The 13,273-nt window shown below is 66.4% G+C and carries 14 protein-coding genes and 1 pseudogene; 3 read left to right on the plus strand and 12 right to left on the minus strand.

Annotated elements, in window-relative coordinates; all coding sequences use genetic code 11:
- Positions 1 to 152: 152 nt before the first annotated feature.
- The 7 genes and pseudogenes from ACZ31C_RS28395 to ACZ31C_RS28425 form a co-directional block, all read right to left on the minus strand.
- Entirely contained in the window at positions 153 to 1,289 is a 1,137-nt protein-coding gene (locus tag ACZ31C_RS28395) for an ISAs1 family transposase (protein ID WP_465797894.1), read from the minus strand.
- A gap of 123 nt (positions 1,290 to 1,412) precedes the next feature.
- Positions 1,413 to 1,961, minus strand: a pseudogene (locus tag ACZ31C_RS28400) (IS630 family transposase); the annotation flags it as partial.
- 120 nt (positions 1,962 to 2,081) lie between these two features.
- Positions 2,082 to 2,453: a helix-turn-helix domain-containing protein gene (locus tag ACZ31C_RS28405; protein ID WP_465797895.1), complete on the minus strand. Its 372-nt coding sequence runs from the start codon at positions 2,451 to 2,453 to the stop codon at positions 2,082 to 2,084.
- 180 nt (positions 2,454 to 2,633) lie between these two features.
- On the minus strand, positions 2,634 to 3,788 hold the full coding sequence (locus ACZ31C_RS28410; protein WP_465797896.1) for a cysteine desulfurase family protein: 1,155 nt from the start codon (positions 3,786 to 3,788) through the stop codon (positions 2,634 to 2,636).
- Complete coding sequence (locus ACZ31C_RS28415) at positions 3,785 to 4,678, minus strand: hypothetical protein (RefSeq protein ID WP_465797897.1); 894 nt, start codon at positions 4,676 to 4,678, stop codon at positions 3,785 to 3,787. Before ACZ31C_RS28415 ends, ACZ31C_RS28410 begins: the two co-directional genes overlap by 4 nt.
- 14 nt (positions 4,679 to 4,692) lie before the next feature.
- Entirely contained in the window at positions 4,693 to 5,301 is a 609-nt protein-coding gene (locus tag ACZ31C_RS28420; protein ID WP_465797898.1) for a hypothetical protein, read from the minus strand.
- A gap of 5 nt (positions 5,302 to 5,306) precedes the next feature.
- Positions 5,307 to 5,873, minus strand: coding sequence for a dCTP deaminase (locus ACZ31C_RS28425; RefSeq protein WP_465797899.1), 567 nt, complete (start codon positions 5,871 to 5,873; stop codon positions 5,307 to 5,309).
- 179 nt (positions 5,874 to 6,052) lie between these two features.
- Between ACZ31C_RS28425 and ACZ31C_RS28430 the strand changes: the two genes are divergently transcribed.
- Complete coding sequence (locus ACZ31C_RS28430; protein WP_465797900.1) at positions 6,053 to 7,369, plus strand: methyltransferase domain-containing protein; 1,317 nt, start codon at positions 6,053 to 6,055, stop codon at positions 7,367 to 7,369.
- Between the two features lie 96 nt (positions 7,370 to 7,465).
- Here ACZ31C_RS28430 and ACZ31C_RS28435 read toward each other — a convergent pair whose 3' ends face one another.
- Positions 7,466 to 7,813, minus strand: a complete 348-nt coding sequence (locus tag ACZ31C_RS28435; RefSeq protein ID WP_465797901.1) for a nucleoside triphosphate pyrophosphohydrolase — start codon at positions 7,811 to 7,813, stop codon at positions 7,466 to 7,468.
- 141 nt (positions 7,814 to 7,954) lie between these two features.
- Positions 7,955 to 10,360: a toll/interleukin-1 receptor domain-containing protein gene (locus ACZ31C_RS28440; protein WP_465797902.1), complete on the minus strand. Its 2,406-nt coding sequence runs from the start codon at positions 10,358 to 10,360 to the stop codon at positions 7,955 to 7,957.
- Between the two features lie 166 nt (positions 10,361 to 10,526).
- On the opposite strand from ACZ31C_RS28440, the gene ACZ31C_RS28445 reads away from it, so the two are divergent.
- Entirely contained in the window at positions 10,527 to 11,726 is a 1,200-nt protein-coding gene (locus ACZ31C_RS28445; RefSeq protein WP_465797903.1) for an aminotransferase class III-fold pyridoxal phosphate-dependent enzyme, read from the plus strand.
- Positions 11,727 to 11,760: 34 nt separating this feature from the next.
- Here ACZ31C_RS28445 and ACZ31C_RS28450 read toward each other — a convergent pair whose 3' ends face one another.
- From ACZ31C_RS28450 to ACZ31C_RS28460, 3 genes are all read right to left on the minus strand, one after another.
- The gene (locus ACZ31C_RS28450) at positions 11,761 to 12,366 is read right to left on the minus strand and encodes a transposase (RefSeq protein WP_465797904.1); all 606 of its coding nucleotides are present in this window, start codon (positions 12,364 to 12,366) and stop codon (positions 11,761 to 11,763) included.
- Positions 12,345 to 12,518 carry a helix-turn-helix domain-containing protein gene (locus ACZ31C_RS28455; protein WP_465797905.1) on the minus strand — a complete coding sequence of 58 codons (174 nt, stop codon included), beginning with the start codon at positions 12,516 to 12,518 and terminating at the stop codon, positions 12,345 to 12,347. The genes ACZ31C_RS28450 and ACZ31C_RS28455 overlap by 22 nt, the downstream gene beginning before the upstream one ends.
- 88 nt (positions 12,519 to 12,606) lie before the next feature.
- Positions 12,607 to 12,837, minus strand: a complete 231-nt coding sequence (locus ACZ31C_RS28460; RefSeq protein ID WP_465797906.1) for a helix-turn-helix domain-containing protein — start codon at positions 12,835 to 12,837, stop codon at positions 12,607 to 12,609.
- A 77-nt stretch (positions 12,838 to 12,914) separates the two neighbouring features.
- Between ACZ31C_RS28460 and ACZ31C_RS28465 the strand changes: the two genes are divergently transcribed.
- Positions 12,915 to 13,244 carry an LLM class flavin-dependent oxidoreductase gene (locus ACZ31C_RS28465; RefSeq protein ID WP_465797945.1) on the plus strand — a complete coding sequence of 110 codons (330 nt, stop codon included), beginning with the start codon at positions 12,915 to 12,917 and terminating at the stop codon, positions 13,242 to 13,244.
- Positions 13,245 to 13,273 lie beyond the last annotated feature (29 nt).

Genomic DNA, 13,273 nt, shown 5'->3' on the forward strand with positions numbered 1-13,273 from the left:
CCTGTGGCTCACCGTCTAGTGCCCCGTCATGCAGCCTTGAACGGGTAATCTGGGTGGCGGATCTTGGATTTGATCGCGAATTCGGATTCGGGCGTGCTCGCTGGTTGCGCCAGCGGATGTAGCCTCCGATGGCCAGGGCCCCGGCAAAGTTGTCAGGTGATGCCGAGTAGGGCCAGCGGGCGGGTGCTGTCGCGGGCGTGATGCCGGTTGGCGGCGGCGATGTTGGTGACGCCAGCGGTGCGGAGTGCGCCGATGGCAGCGTTGCGTAGGGCGGCCATGACTTGGGCTCCGGTGCCGGTGCGGATCTGGCTGCGGTCTTCGTCGTAGGTGACGTCGCGGACCCAGTGGATCTTGTTCTCGATCGACCAGTGGCCGCGGACCCAGCTCGCGAGTTGCGCCGGTCTGGCCTGGTGCACGCGGAGGTCGGTGATCGCGTAGACGGTCTCGGTGGTGAATCGTTTCGGCTGGTCGAGGCGGCGTCTGCGGCGGCGGATCTGCAGGGCCTGAGCGGCCTGTGGGAAGTCGATCCCGGTGGAGACGGTGAGGATCTTGCAGGTGCGGATCTCGCGGCGGCCGTGTCCCCGGTCGATGTCGCGTGCGGCGTCGGGGAGGGCCCGCCAGGGCAGGCCGGCGAGTTGGGCGTGCAGGCTGGGCTGGTTGGCCTTGACGGTCAGGATCCAGTGCGCGCCGCGCTCGGCGAGGTAGGCGACGTGCTCGCGTTGGCAGTGCAACGCGTCGGCGGTGATCACGGTGTCGCGGAGGTCGCTGATCTGGTCGAGCAGCGGTGCGAACCGGGTGATCTCATTGGTCTTGCCGTCCACATCGGTGCTGGCCAGGACCACACCGGTGACCTGGTCGCAGGCCGCGAGGACATGCTGGGCGGCGACGTCACAGGTGCGGGAGCCGCGCAGGGTCTTGCCGTCCACGGCGATCACCCGCCGCTGGGCTGGCGATGTCGCCATGGCCCGGGTGGACAGCCACCCGCTGACGGCCGCGGTGAGCAGGTCCGGGTCCAGGGCCTGCAACAACCGGCGGATCATCGCCTCCGACGGGCGCCGGTCCGGGGCGATACCTAACGCAACGATGGTCGCAGCGGGGACATCAGCGATCCACTCGGCGATTGCGGTATAGGAGCGGTAGCCGGCCACCACGGCACAGACCGCTGCGGTCACCACCACGGTCAACCGGTGCCGGACACCGCGACGGGCGCGAGGATCCGGCAGACCTGTCAACGCAGCGGGCAGCCCAGCTGCGGCTTCGTGCACGGTGACAGCCGGTGCGTCGGACACGGACGAGATCAGCGATGATGGCAAAGCGGGCATGGCTCACTTCGGACGATCGATAAGGCGTAGGAACCTCGATGATCATCTGAACCGGTCATGCCCGCCCTGCTACCACCAGCAAGGGCGCGTCTACACCAACCACATCAAGCCGGGCACCCCACGACTTTGCCGGGGCCCTGCTCCGATGGCGGCGTCCTGCTCGGCATGGCTGCGGTGGTCGGTGCCGTTGAGAGCGAAGTACCGCACTGCGGCGAACTCGGCCTCGATCCAGTTCAGCCACGACGCGTAGGTCGGTAGGAACACCAACTCCACCTGACCGGCGGCGCACCAGGCGCGAACCTCGGGATGCTTGTGCAGGGAGAAGTTGTCCACGATCAGGTAGAGGCGCTGGTCGGGCCAGCGGCGGCGAAGGGTTCTGAGGAAGCCGAGGAACTCGCGCCACCGCTCGCGGTCACGGATGCGGTAGTGGACCTTGCCAGTCGCCAAGTCGAGGGCGGCGATCATGTGCCGGACGCCCTGGTCACGGGTGCAGGTGGCCCGCAGCCGCACCGGCTCGGCCTGAGGGCGCCAGGCCCGGCCGGGGCGGGGTTGCAGGTTCAGCGGCCCGAACTCGTCCACGCAGATCACCCGCCCGTGCGCAGACGGGTGGTCGTAGAGGTCCAGGACCCGGCGCATCTTGGCCGTGAAGTCGGGATCGTTGCTGGCCTTCCACGTCTTGGTGGCCTGCCAGGAGACCCCTCTCGTGCAGGACGCGCCGGGTCGCCTCCACGCTGATGGTGCTCACGTAGCCGGCCTCGATCAGGTAGTCACGCAGCTTGACCAGGGACCAGCAGGAGAACGGTTTGCCGAGGAAGCGGGGTCGCACTGGGCGATGACGCAGATCCAGTCACGGGTCTGCTCATCGATCCGTCTCGGTGCGCCCCCGCTCCATTTTGGGGACAAAGCGTCGAACCCCCGCTCGTTGAACGCGTGGATCACGTCCCGGACATAGTCCTCGCTCGTCTTGAGCAGGTGGGCGATGTCCGGGGCCGGCTGGCCCTGGGCGGACATCAACACCACGATCGCCCGCCGCAGCTTCACCGCGTCCTTCGCCGTTCGAGTGATCCGCTGCAACCGTTGCCCCTCGGCCATCGACACCCGCCGGACGAACACCTCCGGGCATCTACCCATCCGGCACCACCTCCCACAGCCTCAACCGCCGAGAGACAGCCTGCTTGACCGGTCTTCAGAACCGGCGGATTGGGCCTGTTTCCATAGACCCCATTTAGCAGTTGGGGTTGGGCAACAATTGGCCGGGCGCTTGCCTGTTCGCTTCCGACTCCTTCTCCTGGGCGCCGAGGAGAGGAGCATCTACCTCAGCTCGCTGACGACCTCGGCGATCCGTCGCTTCGCAAGGTCGATATCTTTCTCGCTGGTCCATCTGCCGACGCCGATTCGGACCGTCGCTCTGGCCTCTGAGGGGCTGAGGCCGATGGCGCTAAGTACGTGCGACGGCTGTGAGGTTCCCGTCGTGCAGGCCGAGCCGGCCGAGAGCGCGATGTCGGGAAGCGCCTGGATGACGTCGGTCGCGTCGATGCCGGGAATGGTCAGGCTCAGGTTTCCGGGTAGTCGGTGTCGGGCGCTTCCGTTGGCGTGGGCATCTGGGATGGCGGCGAGCAGTCCATGCTCGAGCCTGTTGCGCAGACCGCTGACGCGGTGGGTTTCCGGGGTGCGTTCCTCGATGGCTATGCGCAGTGCGGTGGCCAGCCCGACGATCCCAGAGAGGTTCGTCGTGCCGGCTCGCAGGCCGTACTCCTGGGTGCCGGTGAACTGTGCTTGGATCTGGGTACCTCGGCGCACGTAGAGTGCCCCGACGCCCTTGGGGCCGTAGATTTTGTGGGCGGAGATGGTCAGCAGGTCGACGCCGAGTTCGTCGACGTTGAGCGGCAATGCTCCGGCGCCTTGCACTGCGTCGACGTGGAGTAAGGCGCCGCGCCGTGTGACAACGTCTGCTATTGAGGCGATCGGTTGGATGGTGCCGATCTCGTTGTTCGCCAGCATGACGGAGACCACAGTTATCTGTGGCGTCATCGCGGCGGCAATGTCTTCTGGGTGGACGAGGCCTTCGCTGTCCACGCCGACGGTCGTGACCGAGTACCCCTGCTTTCTCAGCCGGTCGCAGGCGGCGTGGACTGAGTGATGTTCGATGGCGGTGGTGACGATGTGGCCGCCGTCCAGCCGCTGCCTGCCCGCGACGGTGCCGATGATTGCGAGCGTGTTTGCCTCCGTCGCACCTGAGGTGAAGATGATCTCGCTCTCATGCTTGGCGCCCAGTGCGTGCTGCACGCTTTTTCTGGCCTCGCGCAGACGGCGCTGGGTCTGCCGTCCGAAGTGGTGTGCACTGGAAGGGTGGGCGTACTGGTCGGTGAGGAAGGGCATCATCGCCGTCAGGACTCTGGGGTCAAGCGGCGTGGTGGCGTGGTGATCGAGATACACCAGTCGTGGGCTGTTGGCGTCGCTGCTCATCGCGGGACACCTGGTCCGAACTTGCGGGCGGCGTCGACGATGTCCCAGTACACGGATCGGCCGTCGCCTAGGTCGGAGACGGCGGTGGCCAGGCATCGCCAGTCACGGTTCGGGTGTGTCACGGCGATGCCGAAGGCGGCGTCGAACCATGCCCGGGCGGTGCGCAGCACTCGCATCGTGGGGTCGGAGTCGTTCCAGAGGCTGGTGTAGCCGTGGGTGCGTAGCCACCGCTCGGCATCGGCTCTTGTTTGGCCGGGTAGGTGGGTTGCGAGCCGTTCCAGGCGTTGAGTGCGACGTGTCTGCTCGGCATGTTGGTGGAGGAAGCGTGTCACGCGGAAGTCGTACAGCCAGGGCTTGGCGTAGCAGCGCCAGTTCACGTCGTCCATTGATAGCCGGACTTGGGGATGTATGCCGCCCCGGGTCAGGTCGCCGACGTCGTAGCCGGGGCCGAGCGCTTCGATGGTGAATGAGCCTTTCCCACGGGTGCCGTCGCGGTCCAGCCGCAGCAGGACCGTGAGGCGGTTGATATATCTATTGGTCGGTTCGAGGAGCAGTACGGCGCGGCCGCCGGCCAGCAGCGTTGTGGCGTGCGGGACGACCTCGTCGAGGGGGTAGCTGTTGCCGCCGCGGTAGTAGTCGCGGGTCTCAACGCCACCGTCGGATCGGACCATGAGTCGTGTTGCCGATGTCGCCGAGGCGAGCAGAGCTGCCGCGCTCGGCAGGTCGTCGGCGTGTTGCGGCGGGACGCAGACGGCGTTCAGAACGGGAAGCCCTAGCCAGTGCAGGTGGCACATGGTCGACCATTTGGGCCATCGTCTGTCCCTGGCGACCTCGGCGAGGCCGTCACGATCGATGCTGTGCAGCAGTCTTGGGCGGTAGAGATCGGACATGCTTCCCGCCCGCCCTACGCCGCCGGACGTACCGCTGTGCGCAGGATGCGCAGGGTGTCCTGCTGCGTCTCGTGGAAGGGGTGGTCACGCCAGTCGTATTGGTCGCCGATGCCGTGCAGTCGTGCGGTGACTCGGCGCACGAACTGGCGGGGGAAGCCACGGGCACCCCAGATCAGATGCTCGTTCGGGCGTATGGACAGGTACAGGTAGGCGCCGGTTACCGCCGCAGGCAGGTCGCCCATCCCGCTCAGCCTCTGGCCGGCGCCGCCGACTTCACGGTATGCGGCGACGACGGCATCGGGATCGGGGACAGGGATCAGGTGAAGGTGACAGTGGGTGCAGCAGGAGGCGCCGAGGTCGCAGTCGCGTGCGCCGTGCTCGGCGACGATAGTTGGGCCGAACGTGGACTCGAGCAGGGTGCGGTGGCGTTCGATCGCCTCAGTCGTGCTTTTCAGGTCCAGCGGGGCCAGGTCGGCGGCGGCGTCGACATGTTCGATCGGCATGAAAAGGCAGTAGCCTGGCGTGAAACAGCCGACGGTTGGCAGGAGGACCCAGCCGCCGGCCGAGGTGATGATTCGTGTGGCTCCCGGCGCTGCAAATTCGAAGCAGAATGCACAGTCCATGGCGGTCACCTACGGTATTTGTCGGCTGCGAATTCGTCGGCGAAGCGGCTCCCCAGATGTGAGGTTTCGGCCTCGCTGCCGTAGTAGGGATGAGGTTTGGCCACTGTCCGCGACCCTGTCGTGGTGAACAGGACCAGACGGGCGACGGGCATGTCCCGGTAGATCCGCAAGGTGGCAGGGCCGTGATTCTTTAGTTCGAGGGTGAGATGGCCATTCCATCCCGGCAACACCCATGGGCTGGTGATGTGCGTGGCGAGGCCGACGCGGGCCAGGTGGGACAGGCTGGCGATGGCGCCGACCAGACCGTCACCAAGGCGCAGGGGCTGGGAGGTTGGACACAACACCAGTTGGTGGGGTTCAAGGTGACAGGACGACCACCGTGGCTGGGCAGGGCCGTAAAGACAATTGATGCTGCCTTGGTGAGCGAGATCCACGAGATTCGGCGGGTCCGCGCTGACCAGAGTTTGCAGCGGGGTTCCGAGGCGTAGGAGTAAGGCGTCACCGCGCAGCTCGCCGCCCCAGGCCAATTCCCCGCAACCGATAAGTCGAGCGATTTGCGCCGCCGTCAGCATATTGATCGAGCCTCCCGTTGGGGCCGCCCCGTTCGTCAGACCATACCATCGAGAAGCCCGGTTCATAGAGTATGAAAAATGTGTCAGATGGATTACACTGCCAGGCGTCCGGCGAGTGAGATAATGCGCCACAGGGTCTGCCGCCACGAGAAGGGAGTGCGCGCGTGAGATTGGCGTCGGTGAACCTGAACAAGCGCCTCGGCAACCCCGCGGTGCGCGCCGCCGTGTCGACGTGGCTCGAGCAGCACGGGGTGGACCTACTGATCGCGCAGGAGGCGTGGAAACCGGTCGACCGCCCGGCGGTGGAGTTGGCCGGGCTCCGCGCCGTCGGCGGTGACGGCAACTTGCACGTCTGGATGGCCGAGCGCTGGAGCAAGCCCTCGCAGAGTCGTCCGGAAGCCTTTGTTCAGCGGATCGAGCTGGACTGGATCCTGATCTTCAACACCTACTTGAGCGCGTACTCGCCTTCCGAACGTGGACTTCAGCTCACACGCCTCAATGAGCTGCTCGCCAGTGAGAAGGGTCGCCCCAGCCTGGTGTGTGGGGATTTCAATCTCGCCCCTCGCCCCTGCGATGGGCTGACGGCGGGGCGGACGAGCACGTTCAACAACGCCACAGACAGGGCCCCGTTCCGGGCGCTACTCACCGAGCACTGCTTCGTGGACACGACCGCGGGCACCGAGTTCAGCTACACCGTCGAGCGGACGGTGAGGGATCAGTTGGTCCAGTTCCGCTGCGACCTTGCCCTGGCGCCCGACCACCTAGCGCCGGAGCTGCACGTCTCCGTTGACCACACGCCACGCTCGGGCAACGCGTTCACCGATCACTCAAGTGTCATCCTCGACGTGCCGATCAGCGTGCGTCCGGCGACGGCCGAGGAAGCCGACACGCTGTTTGCGTTCCTGCCCCAGCCGATAGTGCCCGAACCTGTGTCGGAGTATCAGCCGCACAAGACCGCGATGAGCAGGAGAGCCGAGTCGAGCTATGCCCGGATTGTTGTGGAGGTTCTCTGCCCGCAGTTCGGTCTGAAATCGGTGTTGGACCATGGTTGTGGGCGCGGAAGCGATGTGAGCTTCTATCGCGGCGTAGGGTTGGACGCTGATGGCTGGGACCCACATCCGGGCTTTGGTGCCACCGCCGAACCGGACCGCCAGTACGACCTGGTGACCAGCATCTTCGTGCTCAATGTGCTGCCGGATCCCTGGCAACGCATCCAGGCGCTGCAGCACGCGGCGCGCTTTATCAAGCCGGACGGATACCTGCTGGCAGTTGCCCGCTCGCCGGCCGAGATCGACACCCGGGCGGCTGCGGCGAACTGGCCGGTGCATCACGACGGCTACTGGTCCAGCGCCGCGAAGGGGACGTTCCAGAAGGGGGTGAGCGCGGAGGAGATCATCGCGCTCGCACGGCGGGCTGGCCTCGTCCCCGCGGACAAACAGCGCCTGTTGTCCCCCTCCCCCCACTCCGCGCAAGCGCTGCTGCGCAAGCCAGGCTAAACGTCGGCGACGGGAGTCCGGCCAACGGCGCCAGTTCCCCTCGATCCTCCGAGCTGGGTGTCGACGATGGCGCAGACGGGTGCTCGCGACGATCCGTCAGGTCAGCTTGGGACGATTTCCGTACCAGACGATCCGCTGCGAGAACCCGCCACGCTTGGACGCCTTGTGATCTCGGATTTGCTCCAGCGTGTCAAACTCGGTACCAAGGTCGACGACCAACGCTCTGACCACCTCGAGCACGTCGGCCAGTTCCTCGACATCGTCCGACGCTACGAATTCCTCGACCTCCTCGCGGAGCTTGAGGCGCAGCAGTTGCCGGTACTCAGTGTCGTCGGCGATCGACGTTATGGGCTCTTCTCCGCTCGCCCGCACAAGCTGGGGAATCTTGTCGCGGACCAGTTTCGCGGGACGTGATGCACGGGCGATATCGTCTGGAACAGACACAGAGTCATCCTGTCGTGGCGGCTTACGACACGGACGGCCCGCGCCGACGGGCTGAGTCTAGGAAGGTTGGGACTGTCCCGCTGCCCCCGACACGCCCGTCAGGGTCGGCAAGCATCGTCGCAGCCAAGCAAGCAGCGACGATCACGGAGGTGGCGTCATCGCGGCGGCGAGCCTGGCTATCGCGTTGTCCCAATCGTCAATAAGACTCACCTGCTGAAGGTCGTTCAGCGTCTCCCCCGGTCCGATGGGCGCGTCAGGCACGACGTGAGCGCCCAGTGTCACCGGGAGGAACCAACGGCGGTGACGAGGGCGTAGACGCAACTCCTCCACCGCTACCAACAGCTCCTCGTTCATGTAGGTCTGGCGCCGCTGCATGTAGGCGGGAGAGAAGACCGCAAGGAAGTAGTCACCCTCGCGGATCGCTTGCCTGATGGCGTCCTTCCATCGCACTCCGACCTGCAATCTGTCGCGGTCAAGCCACACCTCGATGCCTCTGGCCCGCAGCTCGTCGGCGAGCCGGGAAACCTCTGCCACATCCTCACGCACGTAGGAGATGAAGACCCGCACCGACAGGGCCGCTTTCTCGGATCCCTGCTCCGGCAGCTTGGCCAGCCGGTCGAGGTCTGTTTCGTCGAACTCCACTGGTACCCGGCCTCCCTGTTCAACGCGCGTGGACAACACGCTGAGGAACCCCACGTCCATGGTACGCAAAGGCACATCGGACCAGTTCATGCCCAGAAGCCGCCGACGTAGGCGCGCCAAACGCTCATCATCGGCTGCGCACGCCAATTGCGCGGCGGCGAAGGCCACCCGGACTGCCAGTACCGGCTCCGGCGCATCCCAGTCGGCGCCGATGTGCGGCTCTATCAGCCGCCCTATCGGGTTGAGCGCATCCCGCAGCGCTCGGTGCACGTCGGCGGCCAGGGGTGCCGGCATGTAGATCCCCAGATCAGCGACGATCGCGGCGGTGTTGACAATCCACGGCATGCCGCTCATTGACCACCGGTCTGCATGCCACCGTTGCGCGAGGTAGCGCCAGGTGCGTGCCACGGCCCCGGTCGCGGTGGCTTTGAAGCTCGGCAGCTCCGGCACGGTCCCTTCCCAGCTCGGATCAAGGCACACCGACGAGAGCAGTTGCTGCGCGTACATCGAGGAGTAGAGGGTGGAAAGCGCCTCGGGCTCGTTGCGGAACTCGCCCCATCCACCGTCGTGTTTGATGCTGATCTCGGCTTCGGTCAGCACGTTCCACGCCACTTCGGCGGCCAGGTCCAAATGGCGTTCGGCGACGAGAAGGATCATGGCAGCACGGGCGGTGTGGCGAATCGTCTGTACCCGGCGACGGCCCAGCGGGGGTGGCGCGGCATAGTCCTCCAGGTCGACGCCGATCCAGCCCGTCTGGCTCAGGCGGTCGGCGACAGCGACGGCAGCAGCCTCAGCCTGCGAGGCAAAGAGATCCGGCAGCAGGATCTTCGAGCCGACGAGGCCCCAGTAGGTGTGGTAGTAGGCCGGTCGGGCGGTCAGCTGCTCGCCGCGGTGTGGCTGGTAGAAGCGATCTTCCATGCGGCCACCAAGGCGGGCGAACTCGCCCCGCCGGGGTCCGTCCCAGTGAAAGTCCTCCCTCAGGTGGCGGCGTAGTACCTCGTGGAGGTTCGCGATCTCGCTTCGCGACCTTCCGGCCACGGAGGCGTTGCGGCGTGTCTGTGCCACCTCCCAATCCCAGTCGCGTCGGTGTCGGGACAACTGCGCGAACTCCAGTGCCGGGCTGGCGGCGGCTGACCGGCGGGAGGTTGCCCAACAGGAACCGCACACGGCGGCGAGATTGTCTGGATCATGGTCGGCTGGTAGCTCGTTGATGAGGTGCACGCGTGCCTGCACATCCGGTTGACGACAGACACAGCATGTGCCATCGGCGCGTCGCAGCACGTCAGCCTGCAGGTCTGCTGCCAGCGCCCGGGCCGGTTCCAGAGCAATTCCATCCGCGTTCAACTCCCGCCGCAGGTCGCCCAGCGCCACGCGCCCACCCAGCCCCCCAAGGGCTGCAGCAGCTATTCCCAGCCGATCCAGCAGCGCGTCGGCGTACGCCGAATCCTGGCAGACATGAAGGGCCACCGTGTGGGCGAATCGCTCCTCCCACTGGCCGGGTCGGTGGCACAGACGAAACCGCCGCCCGAGGCCTACGGCATCACTGCCCAACTCGCGACTGAGGGCCGACATCATCGCGTTGTCGGAACTTCGTCCGGATGAGGAGGCGGCTTCGGCCCACGCTCGCAGCGCCTGGGTGGTCGATGTGTCCTCGTCGTACACCACGACGTAGTGCTCGCCGCGCGGTTCATCGGCGCTGCGCCGAAGCCACGCGAGCAACTCATTGTCAGTCGGGCACGGCAGGATCTTCAGAGCGGGGCTGCGGGGCGAGGCGACGCGAAAATCGAACTCGGTTCGGCGATCGGCAGTGGGAACCTCAATAGTGATCGTCTCGGCTGACACCGCATCGTGCGAGGCAAGCTGTCGCAGCAGCTCATTACGCACCACGGCTGTCCAGTAGGTCATGGCTGGTCCCCGCTCGTCACCGGACATCGCAACGCCTCACTTACACCTGTGGACGGAGTTAAGCGACCTTCGCATCCTCTATTGTGAGCGCATGACTACGTTCGCGTCTCACGAGCGAGTCTGGGCGCCATCAGTGGATGGCGGGAGGTATGAGCCGGACCTACATGTGACGCTGCGTGATGGCCGAGGCGTGTGGGCAACCACGGCAGAGGGCCGGCACCTGCTGGACGCAAATTCCGGACTGTGGCATCTGAGCCTCGGCTACGCGCCACCCGACGTCACGGATGCCGCCGCCAACGCCCTACGCCGCCTCGGCGGCACCTCACTGCTCCGCCGCCTGCACACCGACGTCGGTCCCCTGGTCGAACTCCTGACGCGGCTGCTGGCTCCGATGGACCCCGTCTTCTTCTTCGCCACCTCAGGAAGCGAAGCCGTCGACGCTGCTTTGCGCATCGCCGCGGCCGACGCCCACCTGCAGGGCCGCACCACCATCGCCTACCTCGCCGGCGCCTACCACGGCGCTTCCTTGGGCCCGTTGGCGCTCAACGACAGTCCCCGATACCGCAGCGGAGCCCCATCGGCGTTGCCGACCGTGCAGTTGCCGTCGCCGACCGAATGGTCGAGCAACCCCGCATCCTGCGCCACCCGGGTCGAGCACGTCTTCGCCGAACGAGGTGCTGATCTTGCCGCGGTGATTGTCGAGCCCATACAGTGCGTCGGCGGCATGATGGATGTACCTCCGGGCTACCTGCGCCTGTTGGCAGCGTTGGCGAAGGCGCACGACTGTCTCCTCATCGCCGACGAGGTCAGCACCGGAGTGTTTCGTGCCGGCCAGTTTGTCGCCTCGGCGGCTGCCGGCTTCCCCGCCGATGTCGTCGTTCTTGCGAAGGGCCTGACCGGCGGGCTGTCTCCAATGGCAGTGGTAGCCGTGGAGCGTCATGTCGCCGATCGGATTCGGTCATCGGTGCCGATGCACCGGCTACCGGGCTCGACTCAGGCTGGCGACCCGGTGGGCTGCGCCTGCGCGGTGGCGGTCTTGCGGCGCTGCCTCACCCCGGAGTTGATGCAACAACGGGCGCAGGTCGCGGTGGCACTCTGTCGCCAGGTCACGGCACTGTCCCACAATCCTGCGGTGGACGGGGTATCCGGATCAGGCCACCTCTGGGGCATAAGGGTGCGCCCCGATCTCGTCGGCTCCGGTCCGTTGTTCATCCGACGCGTCACCGCCTTCGGTCTTGACGCGGAGCTGCTCCTGCATCCGTTGTCGGTGGGCGTCATCCCCCTGGTACCCGCGTTGACCGCCACCGAGAAGGAGACCAGTGAAATGATCGACAGGCTCGAAGCGGTACTGACTCGCCTGGGTTGAGAGCGCGCCCATCGCCGTTACAGATCTTGAATGATCAGGTTGTGTCGGGTTCGAGGGTCAGTCCGGTGTGAGCGAGGAAGCCGTCGAGTAGGTCGGTGCGGTACTGGATGCTCTTGAGTCGGTTGCGGATGATCGCTTGGAGGTGGTCGACGCCGGTCACGGCGAGGTTGCCGATGCTGCGTTTGAGGTGGGACCAGACTGCTTCGGTCGGGTTCAGGTCCGGGGCGTAGGCGGGTAGCCGGATCACGGTTAGCCAGTCCCGGGCGTCGATCATCTGTCGCATGGCGGCGGAGACGTGGGTGTTCAGGTTGTCCCAGACGCACACGATCGGGCCGCCGAGTTGCTGGTGGGCGGCATCCAGCAGGGCGATGTAGTCGCGTTCGCTGAAGCTGCGTCGCTCGTACTTGCGTCCCCGGTGCACGAGCGTGCGGTAGATCAACCGGGACCGCTGCCCGGGTCGGTAACAGGTCAGCCCGGCGATCGAGACACGGCCGGAGCCCTTGCCCGATACCGGGACCACCGGGGTGTTCCCGCGTCGTCCCCAGGTGCGTGCCTTCGGTGGGCGCAACGTTTGACCGGCCTCGTCCTCGAAGACCAGCCACGCCTGCCGCTGCGCCGCTACCGTTTTCCCGCCGGCCACGTCTCCCGCCGCCACGTGATGATCGCGGCCTCGTCCCGCTCGACCGCACGATGTGTGGGGACCTGCACCGACCAGCCCAACCGGTACATGATGTTCGCCGTCCCGCGCAGCGTGTACCGGGTACGGAACATCCGAGCGATCAGGTCTGACACCCGGGCCAGGGTCCACCGCTGATCGGCACCGAACCCGTGCGCCGCCGGACCCTCATCCAGGGCATCGGCCAGCCGCCGCAACCGGCCATCATCCAAGACGGCACCGAGACCCGCCAGGCCCTTTCGATGCCAGAGCCTGCTCACCACCGGCCCGCCACCGCTTGCGCCAGCCGTACACCGCGGTCTGCGACAACCGCAGCCGACGCGCGATCTCCGGCACCGACACATCCTCGGCGAACCACCCGGCCGCCTGCCGTCGTACCGCCTCACGCTTCGCCCGCCCCCGCGTGGACAACCCACCTCCATCGGGATACCTCATCCCACGGATCTACCCGAGCCCCAAGCCGTCACACAGACCACATCGGACGAACCTGACAATTCAAGATCTGTAGCTGGCTGCACCTCGCTCGCAAGTGCGAGGCCGCCGGATTCGACGTCGTACTCGTCGCCTCATCCTGGCTCGGCGGCCTCGCCCTTGTCGCTCTCGCGGCCGCTGCGGCCGTCACGTCGACGATCGGGCTCGGCTCGTACGTGTCCAACGCCGTGGTCCGCGAACCGATCCTGCTCGCGGCCGATGTCGCCACGCTCGACCTGGTCTCCGGCGGACGCGCCCGCCTCGGCCTCAGCGCCGGCCAATCCCCGGGCGAGTGGGAGACCATCGGGCGGCCTCGTCCCGATGTCGCCGGGCGGGAGATGACGCCGACGTCGTCGGACTCACCGGATTGACTGGCCACGCGCTTTGTGTTGATCGGCAC

The sequence above is a fragment of the Micromonospora sp. NPDC023869 genome (assembly GCF_055559695.1).

Bases quoted from the DNA above. Each gene is read 5' to 3' on its own strand.
- ACZ31C_RS28425 (WP_465797899.1), bottom strand. From the start codon at position 5,873: ATGCTGACGGCGGCGCAAATCGCTCGACTTATCGGTTGCGGGGAATTG.
- ACZ31C_RS28415 (WP_465797897.1), bottom strand. From the start codon at position 4,678: ATGTCCGATCTCTACCGCCCAAGACTGCTGCACAGCATCGATCGTGAC.
- ACZ31C_RS28410 (WP_465797896.1), bottom strand. From the start codon at position 3,788: ATGAGCAGCGACGCCAACAGCCCACGACTGGTGTATCTCGATCACCAC.
- ACZ31C_RS28440 (WP_465797902.1), bottom strand. From the start codon at position 10,360: ATGACCTACTGGACAGCCGTGGTGCGTAATGAGCTGCTGCGACAGCTT.
- ACZ31C_RS28460 (WP_465797906.1), bottom strand. From the start codon at position 12,837: ATGAGGTATCCCGATGGAGGTGGGTTGTCCACGCGGGGGCGGGCGAAG.
- ACZ31C_RS28420 (WP_465797898.1), bottom strand. From the start codon at position 5,301: ATGGACTGTGCATTCTGCTTCGAATTTGCAGCGCCGGGAGCCACACGA.
- ACZ31C_RS28405 (WP_465797895.1), bottom strand. From the start codon at position 2,453: ATGGGTAGATGCCCGGAGGTGTTCGTCCGGCGGGTGTCGATGGCCGAG.